At 69.9% G+C, this 15549-nt stretch carries 15 protein-coding genes; 3 read left to right on the top strand and 12 right to left on the bottom strand.

The genetic code is table 11. The features are described 5' to 3' along the window. The coding region (locus JHN63_RS35320; RefSeq protein WP_200688570.1) for an NUDIX hydrolase at positions 1–478 on the bottom strand (478 nt) is incomplete at its 3' end. Then, positions 475–1335 carry a helix-turn-helix transcriptional regulator gene (locus JHN63_RS35315; protein WP_200688568.1) on the bottom strand — a complete coding sequence of 287 codons (861 nt, stop codon included), beginning with the start codon at positions 1333–1335 and terminating at the stop codon, positions 475–477. The genes JHN63_RS35315 and JHN63_RS35320, both read right to left, overlap by 4 nt. A 101-nt stretch (positions 1336–1436) precedes the next feature. Between JHN63_RS35315 and JHN63_RS35310 the strand changes: the two genes are divergently transcribed. Continuing rightward, positions 1437–2330 (top strand): SDR family NAD(P)-dependent oxidoreductase, encoded by an 894-nt coding sequence (locus tag JHN63_RS35310; RefSeq protein WP_200688566.1) that lies wholly within the window; start codon positions 1437–1439, stop codon positions 2328–2330. On the opposite strand, the gene JHN63_RS35305 is transcribed toward JHN63_RS35310, so the two are convergent. After that, positions 2296–2856 (bottom strand): TetR/AcrR family transcriptional regulator, encoded by a 561-nt coding sequence (locus JHN63_RS35305; protein WP_200688564.1) that lies wholly within the window; start codon positions 2854–2856, stop codon positions 2296–2298. The two genes, JHN63_RS35310 and JHN63_RS35305, sit on opposite strands and share 35 nt — an antisense overlap. Before the next feature lie 134 nt (positions 2857–2990). On the opposite strand from JHN63_RS35305, the gene JHN63_RS35300 reads away from it, so the two are divergent. Beyond that, complete coding sequence (locus JHN63_RS35300) at positions 2991–4010, top strand: NAD-dependent epimerase/dehydratase family protein (RefSeq protein WP_200688563.1); 1020 nt, start codon at positions 2991–2993, stop codon at positions 4008–4010. Here JHN63_RS35300 and JHN63_RS35295 read toward each other — a convergent pair. Further along, positions 4007–5083 (bottom strand): ADP-ribosylglycohydrolase family protein, encoded by a 1077-nt coding sequence (locus JHN63_RS35295; protein ID WP_200688561.1) that lies wholly within the window; start codon positions 5081–5083, stop codon positions 4007–4009. The two genes, JHN63_RS35300 and JHN63_RS35295, sit on opposite strands and share 4 nt — an antisense overlap. A 198-nt stretch (positions 5084–5281) precedes the next feature. On the opposite strand from JHN63_RS35295, the gene JHN63_RS35290 reads away from it, so the two are divergent. Further along, complete coding sequence (locus JHN63_RS35290; protein WP_200688573.1) at positions 5282–6400, top strand: glycerate kinase; 1119 nt, start codon at positions 5282–5284, stop codon at positions 6398–6400. A gap of 96 nt (positions 6401–6496) precedes the next feature. Here JHN63_RS35290 and pssA read toward each other — a convergent pair whose 3' ends face one another. The 8 genes from pssA to JHN63_RS35250 all read right to left on the bottom strand — a co-directional run bounded on the left by pssA (position 6497) and on the right by JHN63_RS35250 (position 15498). Next, positions 6497–7318, bottom strand: a complete 822-nt coding sequence (gene pssA, locus JHN63_RS35285) for a CDP-diacylglycerol--serine O-phosphatidyltransferase (RefSeq protein ID WP_200688572.1) — start codon at positions 7316–7318, stop codon at positions 6497–6499. 22 nt (positions 7319–7340) lie between these two features. Next, entirely contained in the window at positions 7341–7997 is a 657-nt protein-coding gene (locus JHN63_RS35280) for a phosphatidylserine decarboxylase (RefSeq protein ID WP_200688558.1), read from the bottom strand. Positions 7998–8166: 169 nt separating this feature from the next. Continuing rightward, the gene (locus tag JHN63_RS35275; RefSeq protein WP_200688556.1) at positions 8167–9372 is read right to left on the bottom strand and encodes an acyl-CoA dehydrogenase family protein; all 1206 of its coding nucleotides are present in this window, start codon (positions 9370–9372) and stop codon (positions 8167–8169) included. Between the two features lie 2 nt (positions 9373–9374). Continuing rightward, positions 9375–9887, bottom strand: coding sequence for a MaoC family dehydratase (locus JHN63_RS35270; RefSeq protein WP_200688554.1), 513 nt, complete (start codon positions 9885–9887; stop codon positions 9375–9377). A gap of 5 nt (positions 9888–9892) precedes the next feature. After that, positions 9893–10864, bottom strand: coding sequence for a CoA ester lyase (locus JHN63_RS35265; RefSeq protein ID WP_200688552.1), 972 nt, complete (start codon positions 10862–10864; stop codon positions 9893–9895). Continuing rightward, on the bottom strand, positions 10861–12900 hold the full coding sequence (locus JHN63_RS35260) for a protein meaA (protein ID WP_200688550.1): 2040 nt from the start codon (positions 12898–12900) through the stop codon (positions 10861–10863). The genes JHN63_RS35265 and JHN63_RS35260 overlap by 4 nt, the downstream gene beginning before the upstream one ends. Positions 12901–12909: 9 nt before the next feature. After that, positions 12910–14253 (bottom strand): crotonyl-CoA carboxylase/reductase, encoded by a 1344-nt coding sequence (gene ccrA / locus JHN63_RS35255; RefSeq protein WP_307782060.1) that lies wholly within the window; start codon positions 14251–14253, stop codon positions 12910–12912. A 417-nt stretch (positions 14254–14670) separates the two neighbouring features. Then, the gene (locus tag JHN63_RS35250; protein WP_200688548.1) at positions 14671–15498 is read right to left on the bottom strand and encodes a TetR family transcriptional regulator; all 828 of its coding nucleotides are present in this window, start codon (positions 15496–15498) and stop codon (positions 14671–14673) included. Positions 15499–15549 lie beyond the last annotated feature (51 nt).

Raw genomic sequence — 15549 nt, 5'->3', positions numbered from 1 at the left:
TCTCCAACTCCGCCGTCCCCGCCCCCTCTTCCAACACATCAAGCGCGACCAGGACCCTGAGTCCCAGCGAGCCGTGCAGGTACTCCGTGAGGTCCTCGCGGGGGACGAGGCGCCAGGACAACAGTTCCTCCTCCTGGAGGCGGATCGACTTGAGGTCGTTCGGGGTGAGGATTCCGCCGTCGTAGAGGTAGGCCACCAACGGCGGGTAGTCCGGGCCGTGGTAGACCCAGTCGACGGCGAGGAGGGGGCCGAGTTCGATGTCGAGGCCGATCTCCTCCAGGGTCTCGCGGCGGGCGCCCTGGCGTGGGGTCTCGCCGTCGTCCGATTCGATCGTGCCGCCGGGAAGGGCCCAGCCCTCGCGGTAGTTGGGCTCGACGAGCAGGACCCGGCCCTCGGTGTCGCGGAAGAGCGCGGCGGCCCCGGCGAGGATGCGGGGGAGACCCGCGAGGTAGGTGGCGAAGTCTGGCGTGGTGGTCATTCTGGAAGGGTAACCAGCCCGCGCAGCCGTCTCGCCGACTCGCTGCCCGGCTCCGGGAAGTGACAGATCAGGCTCAGCCAGGGCGCCTCCTGCACGGCGAGCCGTACGAACGACACCTCGATGTCACCCGCGCGGGGGTGGCGGTAGCGGCGCACGGAGGAACGGAACTCCACCACTTCGTGTGCCTCCCACAGACGCGCGAAGTGCGGGCTGGTGGCGGTCAGTTCGTCGATCAGCTCCGTGAAGCGCGGGTTGTCCAGTTCGTACGCCGCCTGCTGCCGCAGCAGGCCCGCCATCCACTCCGTCTCCGCCTCCCACTCGGGCATCAGGGCGCGGATGCCGGGTTCCCTGAACAGCAGCCAGGCGCTGTTGAGTTCGCGGCGCGGCCGGTCGAGGAGGGCGGGGCCGAGCATGACCTCCTGGGCCCGGTTCCAGGCCAGGACGTCGAAGCAGCGGTCGATGACGAAGGCGGGGTGGGGCATCAGCGTGTCCAGGAACGCCCGTACCGCGTCCGGCACTTGGAGGGACCGCTCGGCCGGCTCGGGCGCGGTCCTGCCCGCCAGCCGGAACAGGTGCGCGCGCTCCACGTCGTCCAACTGCAGCGCGCGGGTCAGCGCGAGCAGGATCTGCGGGGAGACGTTGATGTCCCGGCCCTGTTCCAGCCAGGTGTACCAGGTGAGGCTCACCCCGGAGAGCAGCGAGACCTCTTCACGGCGCAGGCCCGGGGTGCGCCGGCGGCCACCGGGTGGCAGCCCCGTCTCCGCCGGGTCGGCGCGCTCACGGCGGGACCGCAGGAAGGCGGCGAGGGCCTTGCGGCCGTGATCCCCGGACTCTGGTGGTGGTGGTGTTGCGGGCACCAGTAAATTCTGCACTCTTCAAGTGGGCGGCCGCCCGGCGCAGGGTGGGGGAGACACCGGACCCCACGGTGATCCGAACTCCCTTGTGAAAGGCGGCCCTTGTGGCTGAGCAGTCCCTGCCCTCTCCCCGCACCGTCCTGGTCACCGGCGCCACCGGCGGCGTCGGCTCCGCCGTGGCGCGCGCCCTGCACGCCGACGGCTGGACCGTGTACGCCACCCACCGCCGACCCGCGGACGCGGACGCGCTGCGGGACGCCGGCTTCACCCCCGTCCACCTCGAACTGACCGACGAGGACTCCGTGTTCGCCGCGGCCGAGCAGGTCGGTCCCCGTCTGGACGGGCTCGTGAACAGCGCCGCGATCATGGGCCAGGGCCCCGTCGAGCTGACGCCCGCCGAGGCATGGCGCCGCCAGTTCGAGGTCAACGTGATCGGCCAGACGACGGTGATCCGCGCCTTCCTGCCAGCGCTCCGGGCGTCCGGCGGCCGGATCGTGAACATCGGCGCCGTATCGGCCCGCGTCCCGCTGCCGTTCTTCGGCCCGATCGCCGCCTCCAAGGCGGCCCTCGCCGCGCTCAGCCACTCCCTGCGCGCGGAACTCCGCCACCAGGGCGTCGAGGTCACCCTCGTCGAACCCGGCGCCATGGACACCCCGATCTTCGCCACGGCGGACAGGGCGAGCGCGGACCTGGGCCGGGCGGGCTCGGCCAAGACCCAGCAGCACTACGCCCGCGCCCTGGACGCCGTAGCCACGACGGCCGCCCGGCAGCCGCTCGGGCCGGTCGCCCCGGCCGTCGACGCCGTCGTCCGCGCGCTGACCGCCCGCCGTCCCGCGACCCTCACCACCACCGGCCGGGACGCCCGCGCCCTCGCCCTGCTGCGGTTCCTGCCGGACGGGCTGCGGGACCGGGTGGTGCTGCGGGCGTTCGGTGTGACGGCGGAGGCGTTCGCGGACCCGTCGGTCACGGCTGCGGCGTCCGCAGCCCGTCCACGATGAGGTCGAGGATCCGTCCGGCCCGCGCCGCCGCGCCCGGCCGCGCCGGATCGATCCGCCACAGCACGCTGAGCTGGAGCAGCACGTCCTCCGGGTCGACGTCCGGCTTGAGCGAGCCGTCGGCGGCCCCGGCCTTCAGGAGTACGTCGATCGCCGCCACGAAGGGCGCGAGGTACTCGTCGTCGGCGCCCCCGTCGGTCGCCGCGTGGATCACCTCGGCGACGCCGTACTTGAGCCGCCCGTAGTGGGCGACCTCGTCGAACCAGCGCCGTAGCGCCACCAGCGGCGGCTGCTCCGCGAGGAGCACGGGCGCGCGGTCGATCAGGTGCTGTATGTCGTGCCGGTACAGCTCCAGGATCAGCGCCTCCCGGGTGGGGAAGTGCCGGTACAGCGTCCCGATGCCGACGCCCGCCTCCTTGGCGATCGCGGTCAGGGAGACGGTGCTCGACTCCGCGATCGCCGCGCGGGCGACGGCCAGGATGCGCTCCCGGTTGTCGAGGGCGTCGCGGCGGGTCGGTTTCGGGTTCACGGGTGCAGGTCGTCCGTCCGGTCTCGGATTGCTAAGCGGAGGGCCCTCCGGTACGTTGGTGAATGTACCGGAGGGGCCTCCGTTTCGCTCTCCATTCTGGCACACCCCCGTCCGACACCGCAGGGAGCACCGTCATGCCCGAACTCGTCCTGGTCACCGGAGGCAGCGGCTACATCGCCGGCTGGTGCATCGCCGAACTGCTGCGCCGCGGCTACGACGTCCGTACGACCGTCCGCGCCCCGGGCAGGGAGCGCGCGGTCACCGACGCCGTCGCGACCGTCGTCGACCCCGCGGGACGGCTGAGCTTCGCCGTCGCCGACCTCACCGCCGACGAGGGCTGGGACGCCGCGCTCAAGGGCGTCGACTTCGTCCTGCACGTCGCCTCCCCTCTCGGCGCCGCCTCGGACGACCCCGAGGCCCTGATCGCGGCGGCCCGCGACGGCGCCCTGCGCGTCCTGCGCGCGGCCACCGGGGCGGGCGTACGACGCGTGGTGCTGACCTCGGCCGCGAACACCGCGAGCCCTTCGTCGTACGCCTCCGAAGGCGTCACCGACGAGGAGCTGTGGACCGATCCGGACGACCCGACCCTGATCCCCTACCGCCGCTCGAAGACCCTCGCCGAGCGCGCCGCATGGGACTTCATGAGCGGCTACGACGGTCCCACCGAGCTGACGACCGTGCTCCCCGGCGCCGTCTTCGGGCCGGTCCTCACCACCGCGAACCTGGGCTCCGTCGGCATCATCGCGCGCATGGTGAGCGGGAAGATGCCCGGCGTCCCGCGCATCGGCCTCGAGGTCGTGGACGTCCGCGACCTGGTCGACGTCCACCTCCGGGCGATGACCTCACCGGCGGCAGCCGGTCAACGCTTCCTGGCCACCGGGGAGTTCGTGTGGATGGAGGACATCGCCCGCGCCCTGCGCGAGGGCCTCGGCGAGCACGGCCGTACCGTCTCCACGCGCCGCCTCCCGGACTTCGCCGTCCGCCTCGCCGCCCGCTTCCGGGACCCGTCGCTGCGCGAGATCACCCCCGCGCTCGGCCGCCGCAACCGCCACAGCACCGAGAAGGCCCGCCGCGTCCTCGGCTGGGAACCGCGCCCCGCGAGGGAGGCCGTCCTCGACTGCGCCCGGAGCCTCATCGCGCAGGGCGCCGTCTAGACCTCGGCGGCCTCCGCCAACTGCACGGTCCGCGCGGCCAGTTCACTGATCCGCACCCCGTCGAACCCGAACACAGCACTGCGCACGGTGTCCTCCAGGGGGTCCTTCCACTGGCCCGGGATCGCGTCCGCGCCGGTCAGCACCCCGGCGACCGAACCGGCGGTCGCGCCGTTCGAGTCGGTGTCCAGGCCGCCGCGCACGGTGAGCGTGATGGTGCGGGTGAAGTCCCCGTCGCCGTACAGGAGTCCGGCGGTGAGGACGGCCGCGTTCGGGACCGTGTGGATCCAGCCGAGCCCCGCCGTCTCCTCCGACAGCGTGGTGAGCGTGTCCTCCCAGCTCATCCGGGTCTCGTGCAGCGTGAGCACCCGGCGCACGGTCCGCGCGAGACGGCAGCCCGCCGGGATCACGGTCAGCGCCGTGTCCAGCGCCTGCCGCACGGTCGGCGCGGTGAACGCCGCCGAGATCAGCGCGGCGGCCCACATCGCGCCGTAGACACCGTTCCCGGAATGCGACAACACGGCGTCCCGGCGGGCCAGTTGGGCCGCGCGACGAGGAGCGCCCGGGCTGGTCCAGCCGTGGATGTCGGCGCGGATGAGTGCGCCGATCCACTCCTGGTACGGGTTGTCGTGCGTGGCCGTCAGCGGCGGTTTGAGTCCGTTCGCGAGATTGCGGTAGGCGGCCCGCTCGGCCGTGTACGTCTGGAGATACGGCAGTCTCCGCAGCCACAGTTCGCCGACCTGCTCGGTGCTGAAGCCGAAGCCGTGGGTCTCCAGCAGGTCGAGGCCGAGGACGGCGTAGTCGACGTCGTCGTCACGGCAGCTGCCGTGGATCCGGCCGCGCACGCACCGCTGCCACTCGGGGCGCAGCTCGAAGCCGTCGTCCTCGTCGGCCGGCTCCGGCAGATAGTCGGTCAGCGGCAGGGCGCCGGCCCGCCGCAGATAGCGGTCGATACGGTCGCGCGTCCACAGGTCACCCTGCTCGACCGGCTTGCCGAGCATGTTGCCCGCGATCCGGCCGAGCCAGCCCCCGAGGACGCGGTCCGCGAGCGGCAGCTCCGTACGCACTGGGGTCATGTTTCCGGTGTACCCGATTCCAGGCGGGGCAGTGGCACAGGGGACGCTCAGCCCGGTCCCAGCGTTCGGGCGGGGCATGACGGCGGGGGCGTCGGCCGGTTAAGGTCGCAGCGGCGCGACTGGCCCTGAAGTGTGTGGGGGCCCGTAGAGCAAGGGGAACGCAAGGTGGCGGACGCTGCACAGAGGGGCACCCACAGGGTGCTCATCGCCGCGGACAAGTTCAAGGGGTCGCTGACGGCCGTGCAGGTCGCCGAGCGGGTGACGGCCGGGCTGCGCCGGGTCGTACCCGATCTGGAGGTCGCGGCGATGCCGGTCGCGGACGGCGGCGACGGCACGGTGGACGCGGCCGTCGCGGCGGGCTTCGAGCGGCGCGAGATACGGGTCGCCGGACCTCTCGGCGACGAGATCACCGCGGCCTTCGCGGTGCGCGGCGACACGGCCGTCGTGGAGATGGCCGAGGCGAGCGGCCTGCAGAGACTGCCCAAGGGCGTCTTCGCCCCGCTCACCTCCTCGACGTACGGCTCCGGTGAACTGCTGCGGGCCGCCCTGGACGCGGGTGCCCGGACGATCGTGTTCGGCGTCGGCGGCAGCGCCACGACCGACGGCGGCGCGGGCATGCTCTCCGCGCTCGGTGCCCGCTTCCTGGACGCGGACGGCGAACCGGTGTCCCCGGGCGGCGGCGGCCTGATCGACCTCGCCTCGGCCGACCTCACCGGCCTCGACCCGCGCCTGAAGTCCGTCGAACTCGTCCTGGCGAGCGACGTCGACAACCCGCTCACCGGCCCCAAGGGCGCCCCCGCGGTCTACGGCCCCCAGAAGGGCGCCGCCCCCGACGACGTGGACGCCCTCGACGAGGCCCTGAGCCACTACGCGAAGATCCTGGAGGAGTCGATCGGGGCCAAGGCCGCCGAGTACGCCTCCGCACCCGGCGCCGGCGCGGCGGGCGGCATCGGCTACGGCGCGCTCCTGCTCGGCGCCCGCTTCCGCCCGGGCATCGAGGTCATGCTCGACGTCCTCGGCTTCGCCTCCGCCCTGGAGGGCGCCACCCTCGTCATCACCGGCGAGGGCTCCCTCGACGAACAGACCCTGCACGGCAAGGCCCCCGCAGGCGTCGCCGCGGCGGCCCGCGCCGAGGGCAAGGAGGTCGTCGCCGTCTGCGGCCGCCTCGCCCTGCCCCCGCAGTCACTCGGCCACGCGGGCATCCGCCGCGCCTACCCGCTCACGGCCGTCGAACCGGACGTCGTCAAGTGCATCGCGGACGCGGGCCCGATCCTGGAACGGGTCGCGGAGAACATCGCGCGGGACTTCCTGGTCTGAGCCCCGGCTCTTCCCGATCCGCAAGCACGTCGAAGGGCCCCGAGCCAAGCGGCTCGGGGCCCTTCGTGTCGTACTACAACGCGCGTTCTACGACCGCTACGGCAACTGCGCCGCTCGCGCCTCGCGCCGGTTGCCGCGGAAGTTGTTCACCCGGCGGGCCGTCGCGAACAGCGGGATCACCGCGCCCATGACCAACTGGAGCGCGCAGCCCGTCTGGAGGAGCAGCTGACCGCCCGGGGCGTCGAACGCCCAGGATGCCAGCAGGCCCATCGACAGGACGATCCAGGCCAGCATCGCCACCGCGAGGCGACCGCGCGGCTTCGGGTACTCGACCCGGCTCACCATCAGCCAGGCGGTGCCGAGGATCGCCATGAGCGTTGCCGCGAAGGGCAGTTCGAGCAGCACGATCGAGACCACCGTCAGCGCACCGAACGGGGAGGGCATGCCCTGGAACATGCCGTTCGGTGGTGTCACGCACGAGAAGCGCGCGAGTCTCAGCACCACGGCCAGCAGCACCACGATCGCTCCGACCGCGGCCACTCTCTGGTGCGCGTCGTCCGCGACCATGCCGTAGACGAGGACGAAGTACGCCGGCGCGAGGCCGAAGCTGATCAGGTCCGACAGGTTGTCCAGCTCCGCGCCCATGGGGGAGGAGCGCAGCTTGCGGGCGACGAGGCCGTCGAAGAGGTCGAAGACCGCCGCGCACAGCATCAGGATGACCGCGGTGGCCGCGCTGTGGCGGGCCATGCCGGTCGACTCGTCGTTGCCCGTCAGATGCGGGATCAGGATGCCGGTGGTGGTGAAGTACACCGCCATGAAGCCGCAGGTGGCGTTGCCGAGGGTGAGGGTGTCCGCTATTGAGAGGCGGAGAGAAAGAGGCATCTCCTCCTCGTCGTCCACCTCGTCGGCCGCGGGCACCCAGCCCGTCTGTGTCTCCGGATCAACCACGGTCAATGCGAGTCACCCCAGCCACCGTCTTCTGACCGACCTCCACGTCCACCTCGACACCCTCGGGGAGGTAGATGTCGACACGCGAACCGAAGCGGATCAGTCCGATGCGCTCGCCCTGCTCGACCTTCGTGCCCTGCGGGACGTAGGGGACGATGCGGCGGGCGACGGCGCCGGCGATCTGGATCATCTCGATGTCACCGAGCTCGGTGTCGAAGTGCCAGACGACCCGCTCGTTGTTCTCGCTCTCCTTGTTGAACGCCGGAACGAATCCACCCGGGATGTGCTCGACCGACGTCACCGTGCCGGAGAGCGGCGCGCGGTTGACGTGGACGTTCAACGGGCTCATGAAGATGGCGACGCGGGTGCGACCGTCCTTCCACGGCATGATGCTCTGCACCACACCGTCGGCGGGCGAGATGACCCGGCCCTGGGTGATCTCGCGCTCGGGGTCGCGGAAGAACCACAGCATGCCCGCCGCGAGCGCGGTGGCGGGTACGGCCACGACCTTGGCGGCGCCGGACTTGCGCGCACGTACCAGGCTGAGGGCTGCGGTGGCGACGGTCGGCAGGAGCCACGGCGATGCTCCGCGCGCGAGGCGTACGCCTGCCAGGCTGTCGCGTGGTGCAGAGGTTTGGCTGTGGGGCATGGATGACCTTCGTAGCGGATGATGCCGCGCTGTAACGGGGGACGGCGGCTTTCCCGGGATCGTACCGGTCGCGGGCCACAACTGGGCAAGCCAGGAAGCCGAGTCGGCGGCTGAAGAGCGTTGACGGGGTGTGATCTTCTTCTCGATGAAAACACCCCGAAACGGACAATCAGCCCTGGAATCGATACTCTTCGAGCAACCTGCGCCCGATGATCATTTTCTGGATTTCGGCGGTACCTTCGCCGATCAACAGCATCGGCGCCTCGCGGTAAAGGCGTTCGATCTCGTACTCCTTGGAGAAGCCGTACCCGCCGTGGATCCGGAAGGCGTCCTCGACGACCTCCTTGCAGTACTCGGAGGCGAGGTACTTCGCCATCCCTGCCTCAAGGTCGTTTCGTTCGCCGGAGTCCTTTTTGCGTGCCGCATTCACCATCATCGCATGGGCGGCCTCGACCTTGGTGGCCATCTCCGCGAGCTTGAACTGGATCGCCTGGTGCTGGGCGATGGGCTTCCCGAAGGTGTGACGCTGCTGCGCGTACGAGACGCCCAGCTCGAAGGCACGCTGAGCGACTCCGCAGCCACGCGCGGCCACGTTGACGCGGCCGACCTCGACTCCGTCCATCATTTGGTAAAAACCTCGGCCGGTCTCGCCGCCGAGCACGCGATCGGCCGGAATGCGCAGACCGTCCATGATCAACTCGGTGGTGTCGACGCCCTTGTAGCCCATCTTGTCGATCTTCCCGGGGATGGTGAGACCGGGCCGGACCTCACCGAAGCCGGGCTCCTTCTCGACCAGGAAGGTCGTCATCGACTTGTGGGGCGCGGTGCCCTCCGGGTGTCCTTCGTCACTTCGCACGAGTACGGCGACGAGTGACGACGTCCCGCCGTTCGTCAGCCACATCTTCTGGCCGGTCAGGACGTATTCGTCACCGTCCTTCACCGCCTTCGACGTGATCGCCGAGACGTCCGAACCGAGCGCCGGCTCCGACATCGAGAACGCGCCCCGGATGTCACCGGCCGCCATGCGCGGCAGGAAGTGGTCCTTCTGCTCCTGCGTGCCGTGCTGCTTGAGCATGTAGGCCACGATGAAGTGGGTGTTGATGATCCCGGACACGGACATCCACCCGCGCGCGATCTCCTCGACACACAGGGCGTACGTCAACAGGGACTCGCCCAGGCCGCCGTACTCCTCCGGGATCATCAGGCCGAACAGGCCCAACTCCTTGAGCCCGTCGACGATCTGCTGCGGATACTCGTCGCGGTGCTCCAGCTCGGTGGCGACCGGGAGGATCTCCTTGTCCACGAAGTCCCGGACGGTGGACAGGATTTCCCGCTGGACGTCCGTGAGACCGGCGGTCTGGGCGAGTCGCGCCATGGCTACTTCTCCTGCTCCTCGAGCTGGGGGCGGCCGGGCTGCTCGCCGCCGCGCTCCTTGATGTACGTCTCGGTCGGCACCATCACCTTGCGGCGGAACACGCAGACCAGCGTGCCGTCCTGCTTGTAGCCCTTGGTCTCGACGTACACGATCCCGCGGTCGTTCTTCGACCTGGAGGGCGTCTTGTCGAGGACCGTCGTCTCGCCGTAGATCGTGTCCCCGTGGAAGGTCGGCGCCACGTGCTTCAGCGACTCGATCTCCAGGTTGGCGATCGCCTTGCCCGACACGTCCGGCACGGACATGCCCAGGAGCAGCGAGTAGATGTAGTTGCCGACCACGACGTTCTTGCCGAAGTCCGTCGTGTTCTCGGCGTAGTTGGCGTCCATGTGGAGCGGGTGGTGGTTCATCGTCAGGAGACAGAAGAGGTGGTCGTCGTACTCCGTGACGGTCTTCCCGGGCCAGTGCTTGTAGACCGCGCCGACCTCGAACTCCTCGTAGGTGCGTCCGAATTGCATGGTGCTCAGGCCTCCGGCGCTTCGAACTTGGACGTGCGCTCCATACCGGCGGCCCGGCCCTTGCCCGAGATGACGAGCGCCATCTTGCGGCTGGCCTCGTCGATCATCTCGTCGCCGAGCATCGCCGAGCCCTTCTTGCCGCCGGCCTCGGACGTGTAGAAGTCGTACGCGTCCAGGATCAACTCGGCGTGGTCGAAGTCCTCCTGGGACGGCGAGAAGATCTCGTTGGACGCCTCGACCTGGCCCGGGTGCAGCACCCACTTGCCGTCGAAACCGAGCGCGGCGGCCCGCTGGGCGACCGCGCGGTAGCCGTCGAGGTTGCGGATCTGGAGGTAAGGGCCGTCGATCGCCTGGAGGTTGTTGGCGCGGGCGGCCATCAGGATCTTCATCAGGATGTAGTGGTAGGCGTCCGCCGGGTAGCCGGGCGGCTGCTCGCCCACCACAAGGGACTTCATGTTGATCGACGCCATGAAGTCGGCGGGTCCGAAGATGATCGTCTCGACGCGCTGGGAGGCCGTCGCGATCTCGTTGACGTTGTTGAGACCCTGCGCGTTCTCGATCTGCGCCTCGATGCCGATCTTGCCGACCTCGAAGCCCATCGTCTTCTCGATCTGCGTGAGCAGCAGGTCCAGGGCGACGACCTGCTGGGCCGTCTGCACCTTCGGCAGCATGATGCAGTCGAGGTTCTGGCCCGCACCCTCGACCACGGTCACGACATCGCGGTACGTCCACTCGGTCGTCCAGTCGTTGACGCGCACGACCCGCGTCTTGCCCGTCCAGTCGCCCTCGTTGAGGAACTTGACGATGGTGTGCCGCGCCTCGGGCTTGGCGAGCGGCGCGCACGCGTCCTCCAGGTCCAGGAAGACCTGGTCGGCCGGGAGGCCCTGCGCCTTCTCCAGGAAGCGCGGGTTGCTGCCCGGGACCGCGAGACAGGAGCGCCGTGGACGAAGCCGGTTGACGGGGGCGGGCTGGGTCATGCGGGGACCTCCAAGGGGTCGAGCAGGGGGTCGAGCTTGTTCGCTTTGCGGATCTCGTCGACGATGCGGCCGATGATTCCGGTGATGTCGAAGTCCTTCGGGGTGAAGACCGCGGCGACTCCGGCTTCCCGGAGTTGTTCGGCGTCCCCATTGGGGATGATCCCACCGGCGATGACAGGTATGTCTGTGGCACCGGCCACACGGAGCCGATCGAGCACGTCCGGCACCAACTGCGCGTGCGAGCCGGACAGGATCGACAGACCGACCGCGTGCACGTCCTCCGCGAGGGCCGCGTCCACGATCTGCTCCGGGGTGAGCCGGATCCCCTGGTACACCACCTCGAAGCCGGCGTCACGCGCGCGTACGGCGATCTGCTCGGCGCCGTTGGAGTGCCCGTCCAGACCCGGCTTGCCGACCAGGAAGCGCAGCTTGCCGACGCCCATCTCGCGCGCCGTCACATCCACCTTGCGGCGTACCCCGGCCATCGCCGAGCCCTCCTCGGCGGGCACCGCCACCGGCGCCGACGAGACGCCCGTGGGCGCCCGGAACTCGCCGAACACCTCCCGCAGGGCCCCGGCCCACTCACCGGTCGTGACACCGGCGCGTGCGCACTCCAGGGTGGCCTCCATGAGGTTGTCGGTGCCCTTGGCGGCCTCCTTCAGCCGCTCCAGCGCCTTGCACGGGCGCGGGTGGTTGAACGGCGGCTGGTAGCGCGTGTCCCGCCACCGCCGCAACGCCTCGACGACCCGCGCCTCGACGGCCGGGTCGACCGTCTGGATCGCGGTGTCGAGGTCGGCGGTGAGCGGATTGGGCTCGGTCGTGTTGAAAATGTTGACGCCGACGATCTTCTCCCGACCGGACTCGATACGGCCCCGCCGCTCGGCGTGCGAGGACACGAGCTGCGACTTCAGGTAGCCCGACTCGACGGCGGCCATCGCGCCGCCCATCTCCTCGATGCGGTCGATCTCGGCGAGGGACTCCTCGACCAGGGAGGCCACCTTCGCCTCGATGACGTGCGAGCCCTCGAAGATGTCCGCGTACTCCAAGAGGTCGCTCTCGTACGCCAGCACCTGTTGCATACGCAGCGACCACTGCTGGTCCCAGGGCCGGGGGAGCCCCAACGCCTCGTTCCACGCCGGGAGTTGAACGGCACGCGCGCGTGCGTCCTTCGACAGCGTCACGGCCAGCATCTCCAGCACGATCCGCTGGACGTTGTTCTCCGGCTGCGCCTCCGTCAGGCCCAGCGAGTTGACCTGGACGCCGTAGCGGAACCGGCGCTGCTTCGGGTTCTCGATGCCGTAGCGCTCGCGCGTGATCTCGTCCCAGATGCGGCCGAAGGCGCGCATCTTGCACATCTCCTCGATGAAGCGGACGCCCGCGTTCACGAAGAAGGAGATACGGGCGACGACATCGCCCCTGCGGTCCTCGGGGATCTGACCGGAGGCGAACACCGCGTCCAGGACGGCGATCGCGGTGGACATGGCGTACGCGATCTCCTGGACCGGGGTGGCCCCGGCCTCCTGGAGGTGGTAGCTGCAGATGTTGATCGGGTTCCACTTGGGGATGTGGTTGACCGTGTAGCAGATCATGTCGGTCGTCAGCCGGAGCGAGGGCACCGGCGGGAACACGTGCGTGCCCCGCGACAGGTACTCCTTGACGATGTCGTTCTGGGTCGTCCCCTGGAGCTGGGTGATGTCGACGCCCTGCTCCTCGGCGACGACCTGATAGAGCGCCAGCAGCCACATGGCGGTGGCGTTGATCGTCATCGAGGTGTTCATCTGGTCCAGGGGGATGTCCTGGAACAGCCGGCGCATGTCACCGACGTGGGCCACCGGCACGCCGACCCGGCCGACCTCGCCGCGGGCGAGGATGTGGTCGGAGTCGTAGCCGGTCTGCGTCGGCAGGTCGAACGCGACCGACAGACCGGTCTGGCCCTTGGCGAGGTTGCGCCGGTACAACTCGTTGGACGCCTCTGCCGTGGAGTGACCGGCGTACGTGCGCATGAGCCACGGCCGGTCTTTCTGGCGCTCAGTCATCAGCGGACCTCAGATGTTCCGGAAGCGGTTGATCGCGTCGATGTGCTGGGCGCGCTTCTCCTCGTCGCGCACACCGAGGCCCTCCTCGGGGGCGAGGCACAGGACGCCGACCTTGCCCTGGTGGAGGTTGCGGTGGACGTCGTAGGCGGCCTGGCCGGTCTCCTCCAGGGAGTACACCTTGGAGAGCGTCGGGTGGATCTTGCCCTTCGCGACCAGGCGGTTGGCCTCCCAGGCCTCGCGGTAGTTGGCGAAGTGCGAGCCGATGATCCGCTTCAGGGACATCCACAGGTAGCGGTTGTCGTACTCGTGGTTGAACCCGGAGGTCGAGGCGCAGGTGACGATCGTGCCGCCCTTGCGGGTGACGTAAACGCTTGCGCCGAAGGTCTCGCGGCCCGGGTGCTCGAAGACGATATCCACGTCCTCGCCGCCGGTGAGCTCACGGATCCGCTTCCCGAACCGCTTCCACTCGCGCGGGTCCTGGTTGTGCTCGTCCTTCCAGAACCGGTAGTCCTCGGCGTTGCGGTCGATGATCGCCTCGGCGCCCATCGCCCGGCAGATGTCCGCCTTCTGGGGCGAGGACACGACACAGATCGGGTTGGCGCCGCCCGCGAGCGCGAACTGCGTGGCGTACGAGCCGAGTCCGCCGCTCGCGCCCCAGATGAGGACGTTGTCGCCCTGCTTCATGCCGGCGCCGTTGCGGGAGACCAACTGCCGGTAGGCGGTGGAGTTGACCAGTCCGGGTGCGGCGGCCTCCTCCCACGAGAGGTGGTCCGGCTTGGGCATCAACTGGTTGGACTTGACGAGCGCGATCTCGGCGAGCCCGCCGAAGTTGGTCTCGAAGCCCCAGATGCGCTGCTCGGGGTCGAGCATCGTGTCGTTGTGGCCGTCGCTCGACTCCAGCTCGACGGACAGGCAGTGCGCGACGACCTCGTCACCGGGCTTCCAGGCGTTGACGCCCGGGCCGGTGCGCAGGACGACGCCCGCGAGGTCGGAGCCGATGACGTGGTACGGCAGGTCGTGCCGCTTGGTCAGCTCGCTGAGCTTGCCGTAGCGCTCCAGGAAGCCGAAGGTCGACAGCGGCTCGAAGATCGAGGTCCACACGGAGTTGTAGTTGACGCTCGACGCCATGACGGCCACCAGGGCTTCGCCCGGGCCGAGTTCGGGCACCGGGACGTCGTCCAGGTGGATCGACTTGCGGGGGTCCTTGTCGCGGGTGGCGAGGCCCGCGAACATGTCCGTCTCGTCCTTGTGCACGGTGATCGCGCGGTACGACTCGGGGAGCGGCAGGGCGGCGAAGTCGGCCGGAGTCGAGTCCGGCGACTGGATCGCGGCGAGGATGTCCTTCACGGTCACGGTGTTGCCTCCGGCGAAGTGCGCCCTGAGGGAGGGGCGCCGATGGTTACGTCGGTGCTGCTGCTGAGGGTGGGTGGAGAAGTGCCGTCGGTTCGGCGGGTGGTGCTTCGGCAGCGCTTTGTGGCGCGGGAGGGTGCCTGTGACGCAGGCGTCCGGGCGCGCAGCCCAGTGGTGGGTTGCGGGGACAGCCGACGTACGAAAGGTCTCTGCACGCCGGCCGCCCGGACACCTTCAACGTATGACACTGCGTGTCACCCCGCAAGGCACCGAGTGCCATGAATCGCTCTCAGGTGAAATCTTTACGTAACAAATGAGCGATGATCGATCGAACGGGGTCTGAAAGGTGCGTGAAAAGGGGCTCTGACATGCCAAAACGGCCACCCCGGAGGGTGGCCGTCATCACACGGGGGGAGCGGGTCAGCGGTCCCTCAGTGCCTCTTCGATGGTGCGCATGACCTCGTCCAGCGGGGCGTCGGTGCGGGCGACCGTCACCAGGACCTCGCCCTGCTGGTGCACCATCGCCGTGGCCGGCTTGGGGGTCGTGGTGCGGCCGGCGCCGATGCCGCTGCCGAACGTCTTCCGTACGATCCCGAAGGCGTGGTCGAGCTGTGCCTCCACGTCGCCCTGGCCGCCGGCCCGCAGCCAGCGCCGCAGCACGTGGTTGTGGGCGGTGACCACCGCCGAGGCGGCGACCTCGGCGAGCAGCGGGTCGTCGTTGGCGTCGTCGTCGTGCGCGTGCTCGTCGAAGTGGCCCAGCAGATAGCGCGTGAACAGCCGCTCGTAGCGGGCCACCGACGCGATCTCCGCCTCGCGCAGGGTGGGCACCTCGCGCGTCAGCTTGTAGCGCGCGACCGAGATCTCCGGCTGCGCCGCGTACATGCGCATGACCTCCTTGATGCCCCGGCACACCGTGTCGAGCGGGTGCTCGTGCGCGGGGGCGGCATTGAGTACCGCCTCGGCCCGGATCAACGTGTCGTCGTGGTCCGGGAAGATCGCCTCTTCCTTGGAGCGGAAGTGGCGGAAGAAGGTCCGGCGCGCGACCCCGGCCGCCGCCGCGATCTCGTCGACGGTGGTCGCCTCGTACCCCTTGGTCGCGAACAGCTCCATCGCGGCCGCCGCCAGTTCGCGCCGCATCTTGAGGCGTTGGGCGGCGGCGCGACTGCCCGCGGCACTCTCCGGTGCGTCGGGCGTGGCTGCTGTACGGGCGGGCTTGGCGGGCTGGGGCATGCCCCGAACGTACTGCATGTGCGCAGCGTGGCGCGCACGTCGGGGGTTTCCCCCGCCCGCCATGGGCAG

Origin of the sequence: Streptomyces sp. MBT65, from assembly GCF_016612545.1 — a bacterium.
In the GTDB taxonomy this organism is placed as follows: Bacteria; Actinomycetota; Actinomycetes; order Streptomycetales; family Streptomycetaceae; genus Streptomyces.
The sequence above is the reverse complement of the archived record's forward strand: the minus strand, read 5'-3'. Positions and strand labels throughout refer to the sequence as shown.

Excerpts from the sequence above, each read along its gene's own strand:
- JHN63_RS35300 (WP_200688563.1), top strand. The coding sequence starts at position 2,991 with ATGCCCGAACTCGTCCTGGTCACCGGAGGCAGCGGCTACATCGCCGGC.
- JHN63_RS35295 (WP_200688561.1), bottom strand. The coding sequence starts at position 5,083 with ATGACCCCAGTGCGTACGGAGCTGCCGCTCGCGGACCGCGTCCTCGGG.
- JHN63_RS35280 (WP_200688558.1), bottom strand. The coding sequence starts at position 7,997 with ATGCCCCACAGCCAAACCTCTGCACCACGCGACAGCCTGGCAGGCGTA.
- JHN63_RS35275 (WP_200688556.1), bottom strand. The coding sequence starts at position 9,372 with ATGGCGCGACTCGCCCAGACCGCCGGTCTCACGGACGTCCAGCGGGAA.
- JHN63_RS35270 (WP_200688554.1), bottom strand. The coding sequence starts at position 9,887 with ATGCAATTCGGACGCACCTACGAGGAGTTCGAGGTCGGCGCGGTCTAC.
- JHN63_RS35265 (WP_200688552.1), bottom strand. The coding sequence starts at position 10,864 with ATGACCCAGCCCGCCCCCGTCAACCGGCTTCGTCCACGGCGCTCCTGT.
- JHN63_RS35260 (WP_200688550.1), bottom strand. The coding sequence starts at position 12,900 with ATGACTGAGCGCCAGAAAGACCGGCCGTGGCTCATGCGCACGTACGCC.
- JHN63_RS35250 (WP_200688548.1), bottom strand. The coding sequence starts at position 15,498 with ATGCAGTACGTTCGGGGCATGCCCCAGCCCGCCAAGCCCGCCCGTACA.